At 42.0% G+C, this 18,896-nt stretch carries 14 protein-coding genes and 1 pseudogene; 6 read left to right on the plus strand and 9 right to left on the minus strand.

All coding sequences use genetic code 11. From position 1 onward, the window contains the following. Positions 1–47: 47 nt before the first annotated feature. The 3 genes from AAFM34_RS08185 to AAFM34_RS08195 form a co-directional block, all read right to left on the minus strand. A complete protein-coding gene (locus AAFM34_RS08185) occupies positions 48–2,303 on the minus strand; it encodes a transporter substrate-binding domain-containing protein (RefSeq protein ID WP_341661757.1) in 2,256 nt (751 codons plus the stop codon). 344 nt (positions 2,304–2,647) lie between these two features. Continuing rightward, a complete protein-coding gene (locus AAFM34_RS08190) occupies positions 2,648–3,805 on the minus strand; it encodes a S8 family serine peptidase (protein ID WP_341661759.1) in 1,158 nt (385 codons plus the stop codon). Positions 3,806–4,044: 239 nt separating this feature from the next. Then, positions 4,045–5,349 carry a dicarboxylate/amino acid:cation symporter gene (locus AAFM34_RS08195; RefSeq protein WP_341661761.1) on the minus strand — a complete coding sequence of 435 codons (1,305 nt, stop codon included), beginning with the start codon at positions 5,347–5,349 and terminating at the stop codon, positions 4,045–4,047. Between the two features lie 673 nt (positions 5,350–6,022). Between AAFM34_RS08195 and AAFM34_RS08200 the strand changes: the two genes are divergently transcribed. Next, positions 6,023–6,490, plus strand: a complete 468-nt coding sequence (locus AAFM34_RS08200; RefSeq protein ID WP_341661763.1) for a YaiI/YqxD family protein — start codon at positions 6,023–6,025, stop codon at positions 6,488–6,490. Between the two features lie 166 nt (positions 6,491–6,656). Here the strand turns inward: AAFM34_RS08200 and AAFM34_RS08205 are convergent, their stop codons facing one another. Both AAFM34_RS08205 and AAFM34_RS08210 read right to left on the minus strand, forming a co-directional pair. Next, positions 6,657–7,301, minus strand: coding sequence for an RIO1 family regulatory kinase/ATPase (locus tag AAFM34_RS08205; protein ID WP_341661765.1), 645 nt, complete (start codon positions 7,299–7,301; stop codon positions 6,657–6,659). A gap of 272 nt (positions 7,302–7,573) precedes the next feature. Then, a pseudogene (locus AAFM34_RS08210) lies at positions 7,574–8,119 on the minus strand (GNAT family N-acetyltransferase). 241 nt (positions 8,120–8,360) lie between these two features. Between AAFM34_RS08210 and AAFM34_RS08215 the strand changes: the two are divergent. The 3 genes from AAFM34_RS08215 (at position 8,361) to AAFM34_RS08225 (ending at position 11,780) form a co-directional block, all read left to right on the plus strand. Beyond that, positions 8,361–8,612 (plus strand): hypothetical protein, encoded by a 252-nt coding sequence (locus AAFM34_RS08215; protein ID WP_341661767.1) that lies wholly within the window; start codon positions 8,361–8,363, stop codon positions 8,610–8,612. 459 nt (positions 8,613–9,071) lie between these two features. Further along, the gene (locus AAFM34_RS08220) at positions 9,072–11,114 is read left to right on the plus strand and encodes a TonB-dependent siderophore receptor (protein WP_341661769.1); all 2,043 of its coding nucleotides are present in this window, start codon (positions 9,072–9,074) and stop codon (positions 11,112–11,114) included. 36 nt (positions 11,115–11,150) lie between these two features. Beyond that, complete coding sequence (locus AAFM34_RS08225) at positions 11,151–11,780, plus strand: PepSY-associated TM helix domain-containing protein (RefSeq protein ID WP_341661771.1); 630 nt, start codon at positions 11,151–11,153, stop codon at positions 11,778–11,780. A gap of 54 nt (positions 11,781–11,834) precedes the next feature. Here the strand turns inward: AAFM34_RS08225 and AAFM34_RS08230 are convergent, their stop codons facing one another. The 3 genes from AAFM34_RS08230 to AAFM34_RS08240 are packed head-to-tail and all read right to left on the minus strand — an operon-like array spanning position 11,835 to position 13,305. Beyond that, positions 11,835–12,281, minus strand: a complete 447-nt coding sequence (locus tag AAFM34_RS08230) for a copper chaperone PCu(A)C (RefSeq protein ID WP_341661773.1) — start codon at positions 12,279–12,281, stop codon at positions 11,835–11,837. After that, complete coding sequence (locus tag AAFM34_RS08235; protein ID WP_341661774.1) at positions 12,281–12,880, minus strand: SCO family protein; 600 nt, start codon at positions 12,878–12,880, stop codon at positions 12,281–12,283. Before AAFM34_RS08235 ends, AAFM34_RS08230 begins: the two co-directional genes overlap by 1 nt. Further along, on the minus strand, positions 12,877–13,305 hold the full coding sequence (locus AAFM34_RS08240) for a hypothetical protein (protein WP_341661776.1): 429 nt from the start codon (positions 13,303–13,305) through the stop codon (positions 12,877–12,879). Before AAFM34_RS08240 ends, AAFM34_RS08235 begins: the two co-directional genes overlap by 4 nt. Positions 13,306–13,594: 289 nt before the next feature. On the opposite strand from AAFM34_RS08240, the gene AAFM34_RS08245 reads away from it, so the two are divergent. Next, positions 13,595–14,866 (plus strand): HD domain-containing phosphohydrolase, encoded by a 1,272-nt coding sequence (locus AAFM34_RS08245; RefSeq protein WP_341661778.1) that lies wholly within the window; start codon positions 13,595–13,597, stop codon positions 14,864–14,866. Between the two features lie 19 nt (positions 14,867–14,885). Here AAFM34_RS08245 and AAFM34_RS08250 read toward each other — a convergent pair whose 3' ends face one another. Continuing rightward, positions 14,886–15,536, minus strand: coding sequence for a DUF2057 family protein (locus tag AAFM34_RS08250; protein ID WP_341661780.1), 651 nt, complete (start codon positions 15,534–15,536; stop codon positions 14,886–14,888). 401 nt (positions 15,537–15,937) lie between these two features. On the opposite strand from AAFM34_RS08250, the gene AAFM34_RS08255 reads away from it, so the two are divergent. Then, positions 15,938–18,475 (plus strand): glycosyl hydrolase family 18 protein, encoded by a 2,538-nt coding sequence (locus tag AAFM34_RS08255; RefSeq protein WP_341661782.1) that lies wholly within the window; start codon positions 15,938–15,940, stop codon positions 18,473–18,475. Positions 18,476–18,896 lie beyond the last annotated feature (421 nt).

The following is an 18,896-nucleotide window of genomic DNA, read 5'->3' on the forward strand; positions in this document are numbered from 1 at the left end:
CAATACCGAATTTAAAAGGAAATGATTAGATGGGGTTTACCGCCAGCTTACTTTGCTTCTAATTTGGTGCCTTTATCGACTATATACTCTGGGACGGTTATTTTTCCGCAATCATGGAGCCAAGCTGCCATTTGAAACTCTCGTTTTTCTCGTTCGTTATGAAAACGGAAGGTTTCAAAAGGCCCTTGTGTTGATGATTCGGCAGCTTCAGCCAGCATCATGGCAATAACAGGAACGCGATTACAATGGCCTGCGGTGTAGGGAGACTTATCATCAATAGCTCTTGCGATAAGCTGAACAATGGAGTCAAGTAAGGCTTCTTGTTGCTTTTCATGTGCTTGAAGCTGATTAGCCATTTCTTCGACAGAGGTTGAAAGTTGAGATATTTCTCGTATTCGGCTTTTAACAGGTTGCAGTTCATTGTAGTTACGCGCTTGAATTTTTCGAGTCTCTTGTCTAAGTGAGCGAATTGCTTGAATAATTGGGGTACCAGATAGCCACGCGAGCCATAGCATAGGTAACATGATTAATGCAGATATCCCCGTGGCGTATAAAACCTGATGTACGACTTGGTTATGAAGGATGGAGACTGGCAAGGTGATAGCCAAAAACTCACTGGGAGAAGAAGAGCCGACAGGCTGCAAATAGATATAGGTGTCACCTGATTTTGTTGTCGCGTTGATTAATTTACCTTGCTGCGAAGGTGAGGTCATCATGTCATAAAATGCAGCATGAGGTATGACTCTATGCTTTGTTGCCGCCGAGTCACCAAACCATTTAGCTAGTAGGAAATCCTTTTGGGTGCCATTAACTTCTTCTATTGCTCGATTTATTATTGGCAGTAATGCTGCGTAGCGCTGGTTGAGCGCGATATGAAATTTAGTCTCAAACTCACGATTAAAAGGTGCTATGTCCTCAATAACGGTGACACCATGGGTAAAGTATTGATGAACAGCGTTTTGAAGAATGGCGCTAGTATCGATGAATCCACTAACCTTACTTGTTTTGAGTAGCGTTAGCCCTTCGAACGAGTCACTGACTTCTATGATATCAATGTTGGGATAGGCCTTCTTTAGTTTGGGTATAATAGACCATCCCGATAAGATGGCAACGCTCTCACCATTGAATTCAGCAAGGTCTCGTACCCCGGAAAGTGACGTTGGAACCAAAACTCCAAAAGGTAAAGAGAATAAGGGTTCACTAAATGCGCCTTGGGCATAGCCGTCTTTATGGTATTGAAGAGAGTGTAAGGCATCGAGCTTTTCGTCATTGAACTGTTTGACTAGTTCACTCCAATCCAATCCGTTACTAAAGGCCCATTGTATACCTGTCATTTCACCTATCATTTTAACCATATCAATGGCGTAGCCTCTGGGCTCGCCAAGAACACTGTAATCGATGGGAGCCCAGTTTCTTTGATTGGATATTCGTAAAGGGCCTAAACTTTTAACCAGTGCTTTTTCTTGCTCCGTCATCACTAGAGCGGAAAGTGTTGGCAATGGCTTTTCTTTAGGAATTGGGTGAGTATCTGCTAACAGCTCCCCAGTTTGACGAAAAACATAAGCCTCACTTAACTGCTCTTCAAAAGTTTTTTTAAGTATGGTTGAAAGGGTTGAGAGTAATACATCGATTCCTATTACTGCTGTTCCCGAGGTATTTTGAGTGGCGTAGGTTTGCCCAGACACCGCGACTTGGCTAAATATATAGGGCTCTGTTTTGATGATTTGGTCAGAGTTGGCCTTGGCATTTTGGTACCAAGGCCTTAAAGATGGAAAATAGCCACTTAAGGTTTCTTGAGTCTTGCGAACCTTGAGGTCTTGACTAATAAAGGAAACGATCTTTTTTCTTTCTCCGTCTTTGGTTTGTCTAACATTGACCATCACCCATCTGTCAGTAGGCTCTGCATCCATACTTGCTCTTAATGTTTTTTCCACATCTAAGTTAATCACCTGATAGAAATCGTCATCTTGAGTACCGTAAAAGATACTATAAAGCTCAGGAGTTGCTTCTAATGTCGCTAAAAATGCAGGGAGCCATTTTTTAGTATCGTTTGACGGGTCAATGACATGGGCAAGAGTAGAGGTAATGTTACGCATACGAGTGTCAGTATCCTTCATATTGTTACTGACGTGCTCTGCTACTTTAGAAGATTCTTCGAGTTGATGCTCTTCTAGGGTTTGGTAGATAAAATGATAGTGAATCGATAACGCTAAAGTGGCGGTCAGCGCAGTCACCAGCGATAACAGTGAGCCTATGGTTACCCGAATAGAAAAGGTTTGTTTTTTTGGTTTACGCTGAGTCATGACTGAGTTCCAAATCTGATATTGTCTTACCGCGATAAAAATACGGGCTAAAAGCGTGTCAGTTCACTGGAAAAAGCGAGTCGTAAGCCACTAGAAAAAGTATCGAACCGCTTGAATTTACTCTCTGATTACCAATCTTTTGAGGTGATGCTAGTCACTCAATCAGTGTTGCTAACCTCATAAAATTAAAGACATGTTTTAGCAAACTTACAAGGTTGGAGTAGAACAATTTCTATGTTAACTAAGGATATCTGGCAATAAGTGTGGTGTGAGTTCAATATGAAGTAGGCATATGGAAGCGCAATGAAGATCTTACTTCATTGCGCTGCTTGCAGTCTTATGTGTTACATGTGAATAATTGGGTCTGGGTTGTTATCTGGATCGCCATTTGCAGTGCCACTGCTGGTGTGACTGCCACTGAGTAGGACACCGCAAGCATGGGGGGCAGCCATGGATGTGCCACTTGCTGTTGTTGTGCCTCCCCCAGCTCTTAGGGAAAGAACGCCAACCCCTGGGGCTGCATAATCGACGGGTGGGTTTCCATAGTTAGAAAAAGACGCAAAGTTGTCATTAAGATCAGTTGCAGAAATAGTATAGATTGTCGGGCCATTTGCTCCAGCCGGAGACACATTGCCAGCAAATTGGGATTCATTACCTGCAGCGAGTGACACTAATACACCTGTTGCGCCCAATGCTTGAACGGCAGCATCCAGTGATGCGCTTTTACCACCTCCCAAGCTCATATTCGCACAGTCACCAGCAGAACCATTTGCAGTTACGTGATCAATGCCTGCAATAACACCTGAAGTCGTGCCAGAGCCTCTTCTATCTAATACCTTTACAGGTATCACAGTCGCCCCAGCGGCAACGCCGACAACATCGATACTGTTATCAAGTGCTGCTATGGTTCCTGCCACATGGGTACCGTGGCCGTGTCTATCATCTGGATTACTATCTGGGCCATTAGAGAACGCGCTGTAGCCTCTTGAAGAGTCAACGGTAAGATCCGGATGGTCAAGATCAATACCTGTATCTATTACCCAAGCAGTCAGTCCAGAACCGTCAAACGGCCCGCCGACTCGGCTGATCCCCCATGGTGTGGTTTGGCTTGCTGGTGGTTCGCTTGGCTCTTCATCTTTATTCTTGCCTTTTCCTGGAGGGGGAGCAACCGCAAATACAAGGCTGTCTTGTTCAAAGCTTGCAATGGAGTCGTTATCGCCAAAGGCTTTGTGTGCTTGGTTGCATGGCATGTTAACCGCGAATCCTTTAATGCTGTGGCTATAAATATGCTTGGCCTTTGCATTGGCTGAAACAAGTATGCCGCGAGCCATTCCTTCTACATCAAATTTACTGACGGAATCATCGAAGCGTACTATACATGTATTATGAGCTTCGAACATGAGTTGGCTCGCTCCATATGAGGCTTGCTCTGCCATGGTTGCCAATGATATCGGCGTGAGAGATACGGCAATAAAGGTTGAAAGTTTAGCTTTGTGGAACATGATCGTACCCTCCGAATTGGCTTATGGCAATAATGGTTTTTGACTCTATTGATAATGGTGTAAATAGAGTGGGTCGATCGGTTATTAGGGTGTTTTTTTGTTAGTAAGAATGGCTGGTAGCCTTAGTAATTTGATTATAAAGAAAAAGCCCCGAAACACTTGTTTGGGGGCTTTTCTATCTTACTTATGAGACCTATGAACTCATTAAATATTTATTAATGATTAGGTGAGCGACTTGTCTATGCTTCGGAGTGTTTTAGACTCACTTGCTCTTCTTTTTCACCTGCTAGTGGGTTGTTAAAGCGCTCTTCATCGAGTGCCCCTTCTGATTTAGCAACGATGACAGTAACTGCGTTATCACCTGTGATATTAACCGCGGTTCTGATCATATCAAGCAATCGATCAACACCCATAATTAACGCTATACCTTCTAAAGGTAAGCCCACTTGGTTTAGTACCATAGCAAGCATAACTAGGCCCACTCCAGGTACACCTGCAGTACCAATTGAAGCGAGAGTCGCGGTTAGGATGACCATCAAGTAATCACCCATGGTGAGATCAATATTAAATGCTTGAGCAATAAACGCTGTCGCCACACCTTGCATGATTGCCGTACCATCCATGTTCACTGTCGCGCCAAGAGGGATAGTGAAAGAGGAAATGCGGTTGTCTACACCCATACGATTTTTCGCTGTTTCCATCGATACAGGGATGGTTGCATTTGAAGAAGCGGTAGAAAAAGCAAACATAATGGCATCTTCCATTTTCTTCAAAAACTTAATTGGGCTTAGGCCTGTAAAGCCTTTTAGCATCAAGCTGTAGGTAACCAGACCATGAAGAACTAGGGTGCCCGCAAGAACTAAGAAATATTCAGCAAGGTTTGTTATGGCACTTAAGCCCAAACCAGTAAACAGTTTAGCCATTAAGAAGAAGACACCGTAAGGAGCAAGATTCATCAGTAGTGCGACAAGCTTCATGATGACTTCGTTTAAATCGGCAAATACAGACGCGATTCTTTCACCTGGTTTTCCAGCCGCACTAATGGCAATACCAAACAGTACTGCAAATACAATCACCTGCAGAGTTTTACCTTCAGCCATAGAGCTAATAGGGTTGGTTGGGAACATGTTGATAATAACTTGTCCCAGAGAAGGTGCTTCGGCTGACTTAAACGAACTAGCTGCGGTGAGATCTGCTCCAGCACCTGGCTGGAAAACACTTCCCATAACAAGAGCAAAAGTGATGGCAATAGTCGTCGTCGCAATATAAAAAGCGAGCGTTTTACCACCCATTCGGCCCAAGGTCGAAAGATCTTTCAGTGAGCTTGTACCGCAGACTAGTGAAACAAAGACTAGCGGTACAACAAGCATTTTTAAGCTGGCAACAAAAATTTGGCCACCAACGTCAAACAATCCATTGACTATATATGTGTCGACAAATCCGTTGTCGGCGAAAAGGCTGCGAATGGCAAATCCTGTCAAGATACCCGCTACCATGCCTAAGATAACACGGCTGGTGAGCGACATAGGTTTCTTGGTATTCATCGTGAACACTCCTTATAGTTATTCACCTTGAGTTCACTTCAAGGTGTTCAGGAGGGTATCAGGGGAAGAGAAAAATACGAACGTAAAATGCATTGTTAGATATATAGATGTGACAAAGATCACCTATCTGTCATTAACTTTAACCTATAGGTAACATTTTTTGCTTATTTTACTGTTAATTTTAATCTTAAGTTTACACAAAAAGGCGTTTTAGCTCAAAATAACACCATTATCTTCATATTATTCACTTTATGTATGTTTTTGCTTCTCTCTCTTTTTTTTGGTTAACAATTCATATTTCTTGGCTTTTTATTCTTTTTTGTATGTAAGCTTCGTTTTGTAAGCTGATCTTATACTTTTAATTACAGATCTCATTTTTTAGTGTTTGCCATTCTTGTTATTGATTTAATTATTAGTTTTATGGGGGTTTACCAGCTGATATCGCTGTGTTTCTAGGACAACAAGGCTGTATTTTTTCTTGGTGAAAAATGAATAGTTAGTGGAAGAAAGATTATAATTTGTCCTCCTATAACTAAGTTTTGTTTTTTGTTACCTCTAATTCATTCATGCTGATTATGAATTATTTCATCTCCCTATTAACAGAGATAGTTCTACCAAGAGCATGACTTTTGGGGTTTAATGGAGCCATTGAAGGTATTGGGAAGAATAAGTAATGAAAATATGGGTAGATGCTGACGCATGTCCAGTTGTTATTCGTGATGTATTGTTTCGAGCATCTGAGCGAACAGGCGTTGAAGTGACTTTGGTGGCAAACCAGTTTATTCGCACTCCCGCATCACCTAAAGTTACTATGCTGCAGGTACAATCTGGGTTTGATGTGGCAGATAACGAAATAGTGAAGCGCTGTGAGAAAGATGATTTAGTGATCACCAGTGATATTCCTTTGGCCGATGAAATTATAACCAAAGGTGGTCACGCATTGAGTTCTCGTGGCGAGCTATTTACCAAAGAAAATATAAAGTCCCGGCTCAATATTCGCGATTTTATGGAAACCATGCGTAGTAGTGGCGTGCAAACCGGTGGACCCGCTCCTTTAAGTCAAGCTGATAGGCAGCAATTCGCCAACCATTTGGATAAGTGGTTAGTACAAAGACAAAGAAGTTTAAAATCGCATAAATAGGGAACATGCTGAAAGCGTTGATTTTACTTAAACGAGGGAGCTTTACGCTTTACACATTATTAATGCCTTTAAAGGCGAGCTCGTTGGAGCTCGCGAGGGGGGGCCATCTTCGATGGTTTATTTTTTGTTGAGTAGATGGCGATAAATACACCCATATCACACAGAGTTAGGCACCTAACTTTCTCATTACCTGCTTGAACCTTTTTTCGTTGTCTATATCCATCAAAGCTCGGCCATGAGGCGAGCTATCATAGTAAGAGTCATAGGCGTTAGATAAATCAATTGGCCAAAACCTATTTGCGTCTCTATCGTACATAATATTGCCAGAATGCAGATCTCCATGGATGATACCTGCTTCATTTAAATCAGATATCATTTGGAAAAATAACTCACGCGCATTATCAGGCAATTCAGACGGGTTGCACTTATCCAAAGACACTCCGGGAACTTCTAACATGCGTAAATAAAGTCCATCAGCTTCTTCTATAACTTCAGCGCTTCCTTCCCCATATATACGAATAAATAGACTGCATTCTTTTTGAGCAAGTTCTTTGGAATAGCGGCTAAAGCTTTTTAACACAAACCCTTCATGAGCAAGATCTCGTCTAACCTCACCGCACAGACCTGTACCTAACAAGGATCCTTTTGTTGTTTCCTTGGGCATAGTTAAAGATAAGCCAAGCTTTTTAGGGCGTCGTTTATGAGACACAGAGCGAACTTTACTTGCCAAACTGGGCTCACTATTTTCATCTTTGTTGAATTCGTTCTGTTGACAGAGACGGTCTATATTGTTGATTTTGTTTAGATACATTTTTTCACCAATAAATACTCACCTAGTACCACATTTATTGGGTTTGATAATGTATATTCAAGTTATCTATTGATTTATTATTGTAATTAATTTCATATTTAGGGGTGGGTAAGGCAACCAGTCGCTGAAGTAAGGAGGCTTTCTCGGATCAAAAAATAAGTAGTTATAGGGGAAAAACTTATGAATGACCTTGCCTAAGATGTATTGAAATTTGAGGTGTTGTAAAACAAGGTCATAAATTTATTTGTGTATTATGTAAACTAAGGAATTACTTAAGCATGACTTTTAGTACATAGTGTCATCAGAGTTTCTGAGACAGCTTTTCCATCTATACGGTAGCAATCGGTCATTTCTCCTATGATTTTGAACCCAGACTTTAAATACAAATTTTTCGCAGGAAAGTTATCAGAAAGAACACTGAGATCTAACCAATCGATAGCTGGATTCTGAATACAAAACTGAGTCACGCACTCAATGAGTTTTATACCTAAACCTTGTTTTCGTATACGAGAGTCAACACCCATACCCAAAAGAACGCGATGAAATTTATAGGCATCCTTGTGATGTCGTAAGTCAATATGGCCAACCACCTTCTGGTTAGAGTCTTTTATTACCCAGAGCTTTCTCCAGCCGTGCTCTCCTAAGTTGTACTTAAATCCATCTTGAAACTCAGCTTTAAACTCATCAGAAATGTGGCAACTTTCTTTAGATATTGGCTGAAAAAGGGGGGAATTATCATCGGCATTTTCAAGAAGCTACACCTCTATATATTTGAAGAATGAGTCTAGATCTGAAAGACTGGCTTCAACTATTTCCATATATTCTCCTTCCTTTCGAATGGCGTTATGTGTAGCGAAAATCTATTTGACTGCTCTACAATAACTTATTGTGTTATAAATGTTTATACTGATTTTATATGAAGTTAACAAGTACGGAAGTTAATATTTAAATTGACTTGTAGGCCTCTAGTAAGAGCAGTAAACTTGTTCTTTCGGATGTAACCAATAAACTCTAAATTTTATAATAAAAAATCCATATTTAGTTTGATGGAGATAGATAATGAATGACAGCTGGGCTAACTTTTTTCCATATTTTGCAGGAGCTTTTAAGCTCATTATATTAGCCATTGGAGCCTTTTTGGCGATTAAGTGGCATTTTGATGAGGAGCGAAGGGTAAGACAAGCAGAAGGTATGGTATTTGATAATAACCCAAGTTTGGTGAAAAAGCTGGTCATGAAATTGAGTATCCCCTTTTTTCTTAGCCTTTCAATCCTTGTCGTTATTTATTTGACTGACAGGCTTCTCTACTAGCAGAGTTTAGTCATTATTAATTGCAAATAATTCACTACCCTTACTAAATGGCTTATCCGGTAAAATTGAAGTATTAAGCACCCAGATATTTTCTCTACCTCTAAGCCTTGATTTCTTTTTGTTCTAAAGTGGTCTTTCGATTCATCACTTTGGTGGGAAAGACATGAATGACGCCGCTACTTTCTTTTCGTCCCCCAAAATCGGCATGATCGCTTATTTTTCACCAATGTCTCTATGAGACCTCATGTGACTTTCTGACCCCCTTACTAAAACCCCGCCTTTCCCAAGGCTAATAGCCTCATTGCTTCCAGTAATAAATAAGGCTAGTTAAGCCTCTGTTTTTCTTACAGAGGGTGCTCCCCATTTACATTTATTGACACTTTTGTCTTTAGTTGATTTTTTATAAATGATAATGTTAATAATTCTTAATTGCATTCATGTTCGTTATATAAACACTTTATGAAAAACAACCTTAAATTCAATCTAATATCTATGGCTATTATGGCCGCTAGCACTCCTGTTTTAGCCGAACAAGAGGAAACAATAACCGTTGTTGGTGAAAGAACTCAGCACTCTCAAGTGACGACGGCGACTAAAGTCGCAACACCCGCAAAATTAGTTCCTCAGACCATTGAAAGCCTGCCTGTTGAAGAAATCACCGCCTTTAGTAATAGCACTCTTAGTGAAGCCCTAGTTGGAATCCCTGGGGTTAATGCTAGCGGTGACACTCGATTTGATGGCTTAAATATTCGCGGCTTTAAAGCCTCTAATGACTTCTATTTAGATGGATTTAGAGATGACATGCAGTACACGAGAGATCTTGGAAATATAGAAAAAGTCGAGATTCTAAAAGGGCCAGCGGCTGTTCTCTATGGCAGAGGTAGCTCTGGCGGTATTATAAATCGAGTGACCAAAAAGCCAGAAGTAGGCCTAGGTTCTAAATTAACAACTAGGATTGGTAGCCATGATTTCTACCGAGTTGATGCCGACCTCAATGGTGAAGTGAATGACGAGGTCCAGGTGCGTCTTAACATGTCTTATGAAGATGCAGGCAGTTTTCGCAAAGGTGTCGATAGCAAGCGAAATATGCTTGCTCCTTCCATCAACTGGAATATCAATGATGACGTGACATGGCTTGTTCAATATGAACGTCACGAATCAGAACGTGTTCCAGATAGAGGAATTCCAAGTATCAATGGCTCTCTCGTTGATGTTCCAATTGATACGGTTTACAGCAATACTGACCGTGACTACATAAAAGACATTGCTCAATCAGCACGCTCTAGACTTACTTGGCAGATTAATCCTGAAATGCAGCTTCGCCATCTTTTAAGTTATACCAATCTTAGTAGCGAATTTGATAACACTTACGTGTCAGGTGTAGAAGCTAACGGTGATTTAAAACGCTCTCGCTATCAGCAAGATCTAAACGCCAGTAACTTTTCAAACACTTTTGAATTAGAGAACCAATTCGGCACCGGTATTGCTGAGCATAACTTGCTTCTTGGTTGGGAGCAGTCATGGCAGGAACGTATTCCCAAATTATATAAACATTCGGGTACCATTCCACCTGCTAATGCCTACCGCCCGGATACGATACCTAGCTATGATGGTTCTATGAAACTTCAGTTTGATTCTGAGCATAAAGTAGAAAGCTATGGCTTGTACCTTCAAGATCAGGTGACAATTGGCAACTGGATTGCTTTGGCAGGCATAAGGTATGACGACTTTAAAATTAACACACATAAGAATACTGATAACTCTGAAGAAACAGTCTCTAATTCAAGTTGGAGCCCTCGTCTTGGCTTAGTTTGGAATCCAGTTAAGGAGCATGCCGCTTACCTTTCGTACAGCAAGACGTTTTCACCTGTCGGTGGTGGTCTTATCGGCATTAGCCCGGGTAAAGAGGCCAATCAGTTAGACCCTGAGCATACCCGTTTGTATGAAACAGGCATTAAAAGTGATTGGTTTGGTGGATCTCTTGCAACGACTTTGTCGGTATACCGTTTAGAGATGTACAACCAAAGAACCAAAGACCCTCTAGATCTAAGCAAAATCATCCTTACAGGTCTTCAAAGAACTGACGGTATCGAGCTGTCGTTCAATGGTTTTATTAGCGAACAAATTACGGTGAGAGGTGGCGTCGCATACCAAGATGCAGAATTGGTAAAAGCGGAGGGTAATGTGCAAGGTAACCGCCCAACCAATACCTCTCAATTGAATGGTCAATTGTTTGTTGGATACAAGCAAGAATCTGGTTTGTTTGGTGAAACCGGGTTTATTGCGGTTGGCGACAGATTTGCAGATAAAAATAACAAGGTCAATTTACCCGGTTATGCTCGCTTCGATGCACGTGTTGGATACGAGTGGGATAACTGGATTGCCCAGCTAAGTGTTGAGAACCTCTTGGATAAAGAGTATTACGTCAGCGCAACGAGTGCTAGCCAGATCATGCCAGGTTCTCCGAGAGAGTTTTACCTAACGACTAGCTATAAATTTTAACCAAAAGGTATGGCCAGAAAATGCTGGCCATTTTTTATGAGAAAACGCAGATTCCCTTTACATAACAACAAATGGTTACGCCGAATACATGCATGGACTGGAATCGTATTGGTCCCTCTCATGCTTCTTTATGGCCTGACGGGTTTATTGCTTCAGCATAGGTCAACACTCAAAATACCGGGTCCAAAAACGGAGATGATTAGCCAGACCCTTAACTTAGATCATCCGTTTAACAGCACTCATGAGTTTCAGTCTTTCTCTAGAAATCAATATCTTGACTGGTTTGATGATACTGAAGTCATGGTGAAAGAGTCTATACCCTTGCCAACAGAGAGCGGGTTTATTGCTATTCCGGAGGTGTGGAGCTTAAGTAAGGTTGGTCTTAACGGTAGTCTCCGTGTTTACTACGTGCCGGAAACATTGGTGGTGAGAGTGAAACAGCAAGATCCCAATTTTGGGGCTTTCATGAATAGACTTCATCGAGGAATGGGGACAGGGATAAGCTGGCAGTTCTTTGGTGATTTAGCGGCCCTATCTCTGATTTTGTTCTCGTTGACGGGCTTATTCATGTGGACCAAGTTACATGGTACCTCAAGGGCCGGTGTCGCTTTGTTTATCTCTGGGATAGGGGCAACGTTTACCATCGTGCTTATTAATCTATTGTAATTGAAAAAGAAATAGATCACCCAACTGGGTGATCTATTTTAGGTGGCACACTAATTAGTGTTGATGCTTCATGCCGCTCATCACCTTTTTAATCGGTGCAGAGACGACTTTCTTTTCACCATTAGCAAAGGTGAGGGTGACATCAATGTTTTCACCTTCAGCTAGAGGTTTTTTCAGGTTGAACAACATAATGTGCAAGCTACCAGGCTTTAATTCGATCATGCTGTTCGCTGGGATAGTGAGCTTATCGACTTGACGCATCTTCATTACGTCGCCTTCTTTTATTACGTCATGCAATTCTACTTTGCCAGCCGCTTCTGTTGTTGCTGAGACAATCACACGGTCTTTATCGCTGTGGTTCATGATCTGACTGAACACTGCGCTAGTTGCAGCATTAGGTGGGGTTGCACGCGCATAAGTATGTGAGAACATAATGTCGCCGCAAGCATTAGCAAGTGGGCTAAGAACAAGAGAAGCGAGAATTAGGGCTTTGAACTTCATTACGAATTTCCTTGTGAAGTAAGTGTTTTCATTGCTTGGACCAGAGGTGCTGGTGTCAGCGTGTGCGGCACTTTAGTGATTAATTTGCCGTCTGGTTTTAGGAAGTAAAAATAAGAGCTGTGATCTAGGGTGTATTTGAGCTCTGAATTTTTTAACTGAGTTTTACGGAAGATGACACCGTATTTATGAGCGAGAGGTGTCGTTACATCCAGTGGTGCTGACAGCCCTTCAATCATAGGATGAAAATATTGTGCATATTTGTAAGAGTCCGCTGCTGCATCCCGTTCAGGATCAAGGGAAATAAACACAGGTCTAAATTTTGATGTGATTGAATCGTCAACTTGGTTGAACGCACCTGCCAGCATGGCAAGTGATGTAGGACACACGTCCGGACAGCGCGTAAAACCAAAATACACGATACGAATTCTTGAGTCTTGTTGATCAAAAATTGAAACAGGCTTGTCGTCTTTGCCAAACAGGATAACTTCTTTGCTTGAGGCAACGGGAGCTTCTTCGTCGGGCTTTGAATCCAGATAAGAGTTAACGCCAAATCCGAGTGCGAATGCAGCGACTAAGATTAAAGACCATTTTTTACTCATTGTTCCATCCTAATTGATGTGCTTATACTTTGCTGACCGTCGGTGATCTCGCCAACCCAAGTCATAGTGGTACTGGTGCAGACTGGGAGTGTCACTGAACCGCTATATTGATGAGCATCGCTTTTGTTGAGCTTAAACATCAGGGTGCCCATCTCCATTTCATAACCCTGCAACACAACAAGCAGATTTTGCTGCTTAGTGCTTGGCCAATCAACGGTGAGTTTGGTTGGTACTAAAGGTTGACTAATATCGCGATCAGCTTCTACACGAATATTACCAAGTTCACAAGCCTGAGTCGTCAAAGGGCAATATTCTGACAAAGGTTTGACTTGCGAGCCTGTATTCACCCATTGATAAAGATCTCTTGTAAAGAATCCTACACCAATTGCACAGACCACAAGGAAGAGTTTGAGTATCGAAGACACAGGAGGTTCTCAGTTTAAAGTAAGCATTGATCCTATCACTAGACGCAGATAAATAGCCAAGCTCAAAAAGAAATTTGTGCGGGCCATCAATGAGTATATTGACGATAAGAAAGAGCCAGCCTTGTAACTATGCAATATGTAGTCTGGGTGGAAGCCTTAAATGTAGCACGCCATTCTCCCTTTAATGCTACCCATATCACATTTATATGAATTTCGATGAGTAATGTGTGGTCCTATGCAAATAGTTTGGTTTAGCCTGTTTAAGCCAGATAAAGTTAGGTGGTGAGAGATGGATGCGCTGCTGGATAATGTCAGTATAGACTTGCGTAACTTGTTGTTTGAAATTGCTACTTCCCTTGATGCCGTGGGGGTTGATGATATTCAGCATGGTTATCGAGTCGCGTATATGGCCTACAAATGTTCTAAAAGAATGGGGTGGGAAGAAGAACTTGCTCAAGTCTCTTTTGCTCTTGGATTGATTCATGATTGTGGTGTATCTAAGCCTAAAGAACGCGCTTCGTTATTGGCAGCAATGCAACCCGAGAATGTTCAAGCCCACTGCGATAAAGGCTACCAACTGTTAAGTGTTTGTCCGCCTCTTTCAGGGCTTGCATTGCCCGTATTGTATCACCATACCGAGTGGCGAACTCTTTCTAAAGACTCCCGACCTTCGTTGACAGACAAACAACTCGCCAGTTTGATTTTTATATGTGATAGGGTGGATTTTCTCTATCTCAGGAGTCCTCTCGACCAATTTGGTAATCTCACAAAACACGGTAAGAACTTAATCATAGAAGAACTTGATGAAAATTCAGGCGCCTTATTTGAGCCGAATTTAGTAACCTGTATGTCCGAGTTGATAAACAGTGATGATTTTTGGTTTTCTATGCAACCCGAATATATCGAGACTTTAGCCAGTCGTTTCCCAAGCGTGCCTTTTTTTGCATCGCGAATGGGTTTAGAAGATTCCATTTCAGTCGCTGAGTTTTTTGCGGAGATTGTAGATACAAAAAGCCCCTTCACCAGCCAACATTCACGAAAAGTTGCCAAACTTAGCGCTTTTCTAGGAAAGAAGCTTGGTTTCTCGGCCAAGGCGCAGCGTATGTTGTACTTAGCTGGGTTAGTTCATGATATAGGCAAACTGAAAACGCCTTCTGTTGTTCTTCATAAGCCGACAGATTTAACCAAAGAGGAATACGCATGTATCAAACGTCACGCGACAGATACCAGGCATGCCTTGATGAATATTTTCCACTCTAGTCAGATCGTTGATTGGGCTGCTAATCACCATGAGAGGCTTGATGGTAGCGGATATCCTCTCGGAAAGACGGCGAAAGATATTGACTTACCCAGTAGAATCATTGCTGTTGCGGATGTTTTTCAAGCTTTGACTCAGTCTCGGCCGTATCGCGATGGTTTAAAAATGAGCGAAGCTATGCCAATAATACGTGCTTTGGTTGAAGCGGGTAAATTAGACAAAGCGGTGTTTGAGTGTTTACGAGCACATGGACAGCATTGCTTTGGAATTTCAACAGATTATGTCGAAGAAGCCAGCGTTTAAACACGCTGGCAATTGCGTCTTATGAGCCGTTACTTAGCAAGAATTGTTTGAAGCGGGATTGGGTTTCAGCATCGGCTTTGTTGTACCAAAAATGCAACATTTCTTCTGCTGTTGAGTCAGTCTCTAGACTTTCACTCGCCACTTTGTGTGCTGACGATGGTATTGTTGGGGAAGTCATGGTTCCAACTGCTGCCACACCACCTCGACGGTTATAGTCGGCTAACTCTAATTTGAAATTTCGACCAACTTGCATCCCGTCTTTAATGAGTTTGTCTTCTTTGATTGTTAAAGCTGCACCACTTGCTGTGGTCAGCTGCCATTTAAGGTTTTTGATTTCCTTTTCACCTTCATAGCGATCTTTGTACTTAGGCAGATCAAAGTTTAGTTCGGCATCGCTGGTATTAAATTTAGCAATAATTGGATCGCTTTCTAGGATGATACGATCGCTACCTTGGGTGAAGTACGGCTGGTAACGAAACAGTATTTGGTTTTCTCCATCGGGCAGGGTGAGGTTTTTTGTTGAAGAGAAGAAACTTCCCGAGAGCTCTGGCTTACTATCGTTTACCACCAAGACATCGATAGTGTCTGGTACAGTAATTGTCACATCTGCCATAGCTAGACTATTTATCGTCAGAGCTGCCGCAGCCAGAAATGTTGTTTTGATGTTCATGACTCTATCCACTTAGTTTGGAAAGCGTACACTTTGCCTAGTGCTACCCAATATTTCAATTGGAGGAATGTCAAAGTGATAAGATTTCACGGAAAGTTAACTTTTATAGTTAATAATTTGATTAATAACTTCTGTGAATAGTTATAAAATTTCGGTCGAAATCCACTTTAATATGTAACACAGTAAATTTGCTCCGCGAATTTTTAAGCTTGACTCGAAAACAAGGTTTATTTTTTTCATTTAAAAAAAAGTCTCTTAAATACTCAAATTATGTTCATCGGAATGCGACAAGAAGTAGAGCTGAGTTATTACGCTCCCTTTTTCCAGTGCTTTATCTGATAAGAACAGGCATGACGAGACTCCCAGTTTAGGGAGGTTAACAAGGAATAAGAGAGACAACTATGAATCGGATAACTTTGTATGCTGCGAGTATTGCTTTAGCATCATCGACCTCAGTAATGGCATTGCCCGCAACCCCAACCATTGATGTTTATGGGTCAAATAATCTTCAATTCTCCAAGATTGAACTCGCGATGGATACTACGTCTGGATACAAACAGATGGTGAAGTATTTTGATGAGGCCAATATCAAGATCAAGTTTAACCAATGGAGTGGTACAACTGGCGACACATACAAGGTTTACTTTGATGGTGTTGAAGTGGCCAGTGGCAATATTTCAGCGAGCCAAACTACCGCCAACTTCAAGTATGCGCAAGGTGGACGTTATCAGTTAACAGTTGAAGCCTGTGATTCATCGGGCTGTAGTGCGAGCTCTCCAGCACAAATTGTGGTCGCTGATACTGACGGTGCACACCTAGAACCCTTGCCGATGAATGTGGATCCTAATAACAAAAACTATAATATCGATGCTAACACGGTTATGGGAGCATATTTTGTCGAATGGGGTATTTATGGGCGGGATTTTACCGTGGATAATATTCCTGCTCACAACCTCACTCATATCCTTTACGGTTTTATCCCTATCTGTGGTCCCAATGAATCGCTAAAATCGGTAGGTGGCAACAGCTATCAGGCACTTAAAACTGCTTGTACCGGAGTGCCTGACTACGAGGTAGTAATCCATGATCCATGGGCTGCATATCAAAAGAGCTTTTCTCAAGCTGGACATACCTTTAACTCTCCTATTAAGGGCAACTATGCCATGCTAATGGCGCTGAAACAGCGTTATCCGGAGCTTAAAATTATCCCATCGATTGGAGGTTGGACCCTTTCTGATCCCTTTTATGATTTCACCAATAAGGCGAATCGAGATACTTTTGTCGCCTCGGTTAAACAATTCTTAACTACTTGGAAATTTTATGATGGTGTTGATATCGATTGGGAGTTTCCGGGTGGCGGTGGCGCTGCGCCTGATCTAGGAGACCCCGTAAATGATGGCCCCGCTTATGTTGCTCTAATGCAAGAACTACGTGCCATGTTCGATCAGCTCGAGCGAGATTCAGGGCGTACGTATGAGCTGACCTCTGCGATTGGTGTGGGCTATGACAAAATTGAAGATGTGGACTATGCCGATGCGGTCCAGTATATGGACTACATATTTGCTATGACCTATGACTTCTATGGTGGTTGGAATAATGTGCCCGGTCACCAGACAGCCCTCTATTGCGGTACTTTCATGCGTCCTGGTCAATGCGATGGCTCTGGTGTGGATGGAGATGGTGTGCCCTACAAAGGTCCAGCTTATACAGGGGACAATGGAATTAAACTTATCCTTGATCAGGGTGTGCCAGCCAACAAATTAGTGCTGGGGACCGCCATGTATGGAAGAGGCTGGGAAGGGGTTAAACCTGATACTTTGACCGATCCAAATGATCCTATGACAGGCACCGCAACAGGGAAGCTTAAAGGTTCGACACAGCAAGGTGTCTGGGAAGACGGAGTGATTGATTATAAAGGTATCAAAACTTATATGCTTGGAGCCAACAAACAAGGTGTCAATGGCTTTGAGTATGGCTATGATAGCCAAGCTGAGGCTCCTTGGGTTTGGAATTCCAAAACAGGCCAACTGATTACTTTCGATGATGACCGCTCGGTAAAAGCCAAAGGCGCTTATGTTCGAAGCTTAGGTTTAGCTGGTTTATTCTCATGGGAAATTGATGCCGATAATGGCGATATTCTTAATGCTATGCATGAAGGTGTAGCGGGTGGTCCACCAGCAAATAGAGCTCCAATCGCTAATGCTGGGCCGAATATTACTGTTGTTGGTCCTGCAAATGTCGTTATTGATGGCTCTTTGTCAACTGACTCAGACGGCAGCATCGTAAGTTACTTATGGGAGCAGACAGCTGGCACACCAGTCTCCCTTGCGGGGAAAAACACGGCTAAGGCCAGCTTTGATGTTTCAGAAGTGGCGCAAGTTGAAACTCTGGAGTTCAAGCTAGTGGTCACTGATAACCAAGGAGCAACAGGGACAGATAGTCTGGTCGTCAAAGTTGAGCCCAAAGATACTGGGCCAGGCAATACACCGCCTATTGCTAAAGTATCTGCCCCCGCAAGAGTTAAAGCTGGAGACTTAGTCGTTGTTGATGCTTCGGGTTCAACCGATGCAGATAATGATCCTTTAACTTATCGTTGGGAAGTTCCCTCTCAATTAAAAGTCGATATTGATGGAGCGCGAGTTAGTTTCACTGCCGCTGAGTATGATCTAGACACCTCACTATTGTTTACTGTCAATGTAAGCGATTCAAAAGCCAATTCGGTTGCATCAACGACAGTCGTTGTAGAAAAGAAAGGTACAGGTGGAGGTCAGTGTGACAATCTCTGGGATGCAAACGCCACTTACAATGGAGGCGATAAAGCCACTTGGGACAAGAGAGAGTGGCAAGCCAAATGGTGGACACAAGGTGAAAACCCCTCTCAATCTGGCCCATGGGGTGTGTGGGAAGAACTAGGTCCTGCCAACTGCTCAACTAATTAATTGATTGAAGACGGTTTAATTATAGTGCTTGGCTGGAGTCCTTCAGCACACTCGATCATTTTTTAAAGCTTACCGTGCGCACTAGTCTAGTGCGCATGTTTTTATTTCTCTTTTGTTAATAGACAAACATTGATTGTGCCTGCCTTTTATTGATGTTTTCGCCTAAAACGTCAGTTTGTCATGCACTGAAAGCCGAATTCAAACGCGAGCACTGAAAGTGACATAAATGTTTCAATTATTAATAGATTGTTATTTATAGATATTGTCGTACCATTCCCACTATTGACAAAATAATATGAAACAAGTTTGGTAAATTTGTGATATTCTCCTAGCCTTAATAATGCAAATCATAAATAATGTAGTTGCATATAAAAAGTGCACATTCAATAGACGTCAGTAATCACCAGTTATCTCAAACACG

The sequence above is a fragment of the Vibrio sp. genome, from assembly GCF_038138445.1.
Classification (GTDB): domain Bacteria; phylum Pseudomonadota; class Gammaproteobacteria; order Enterobacterales; family Vibrionaceae; genus Vibrio.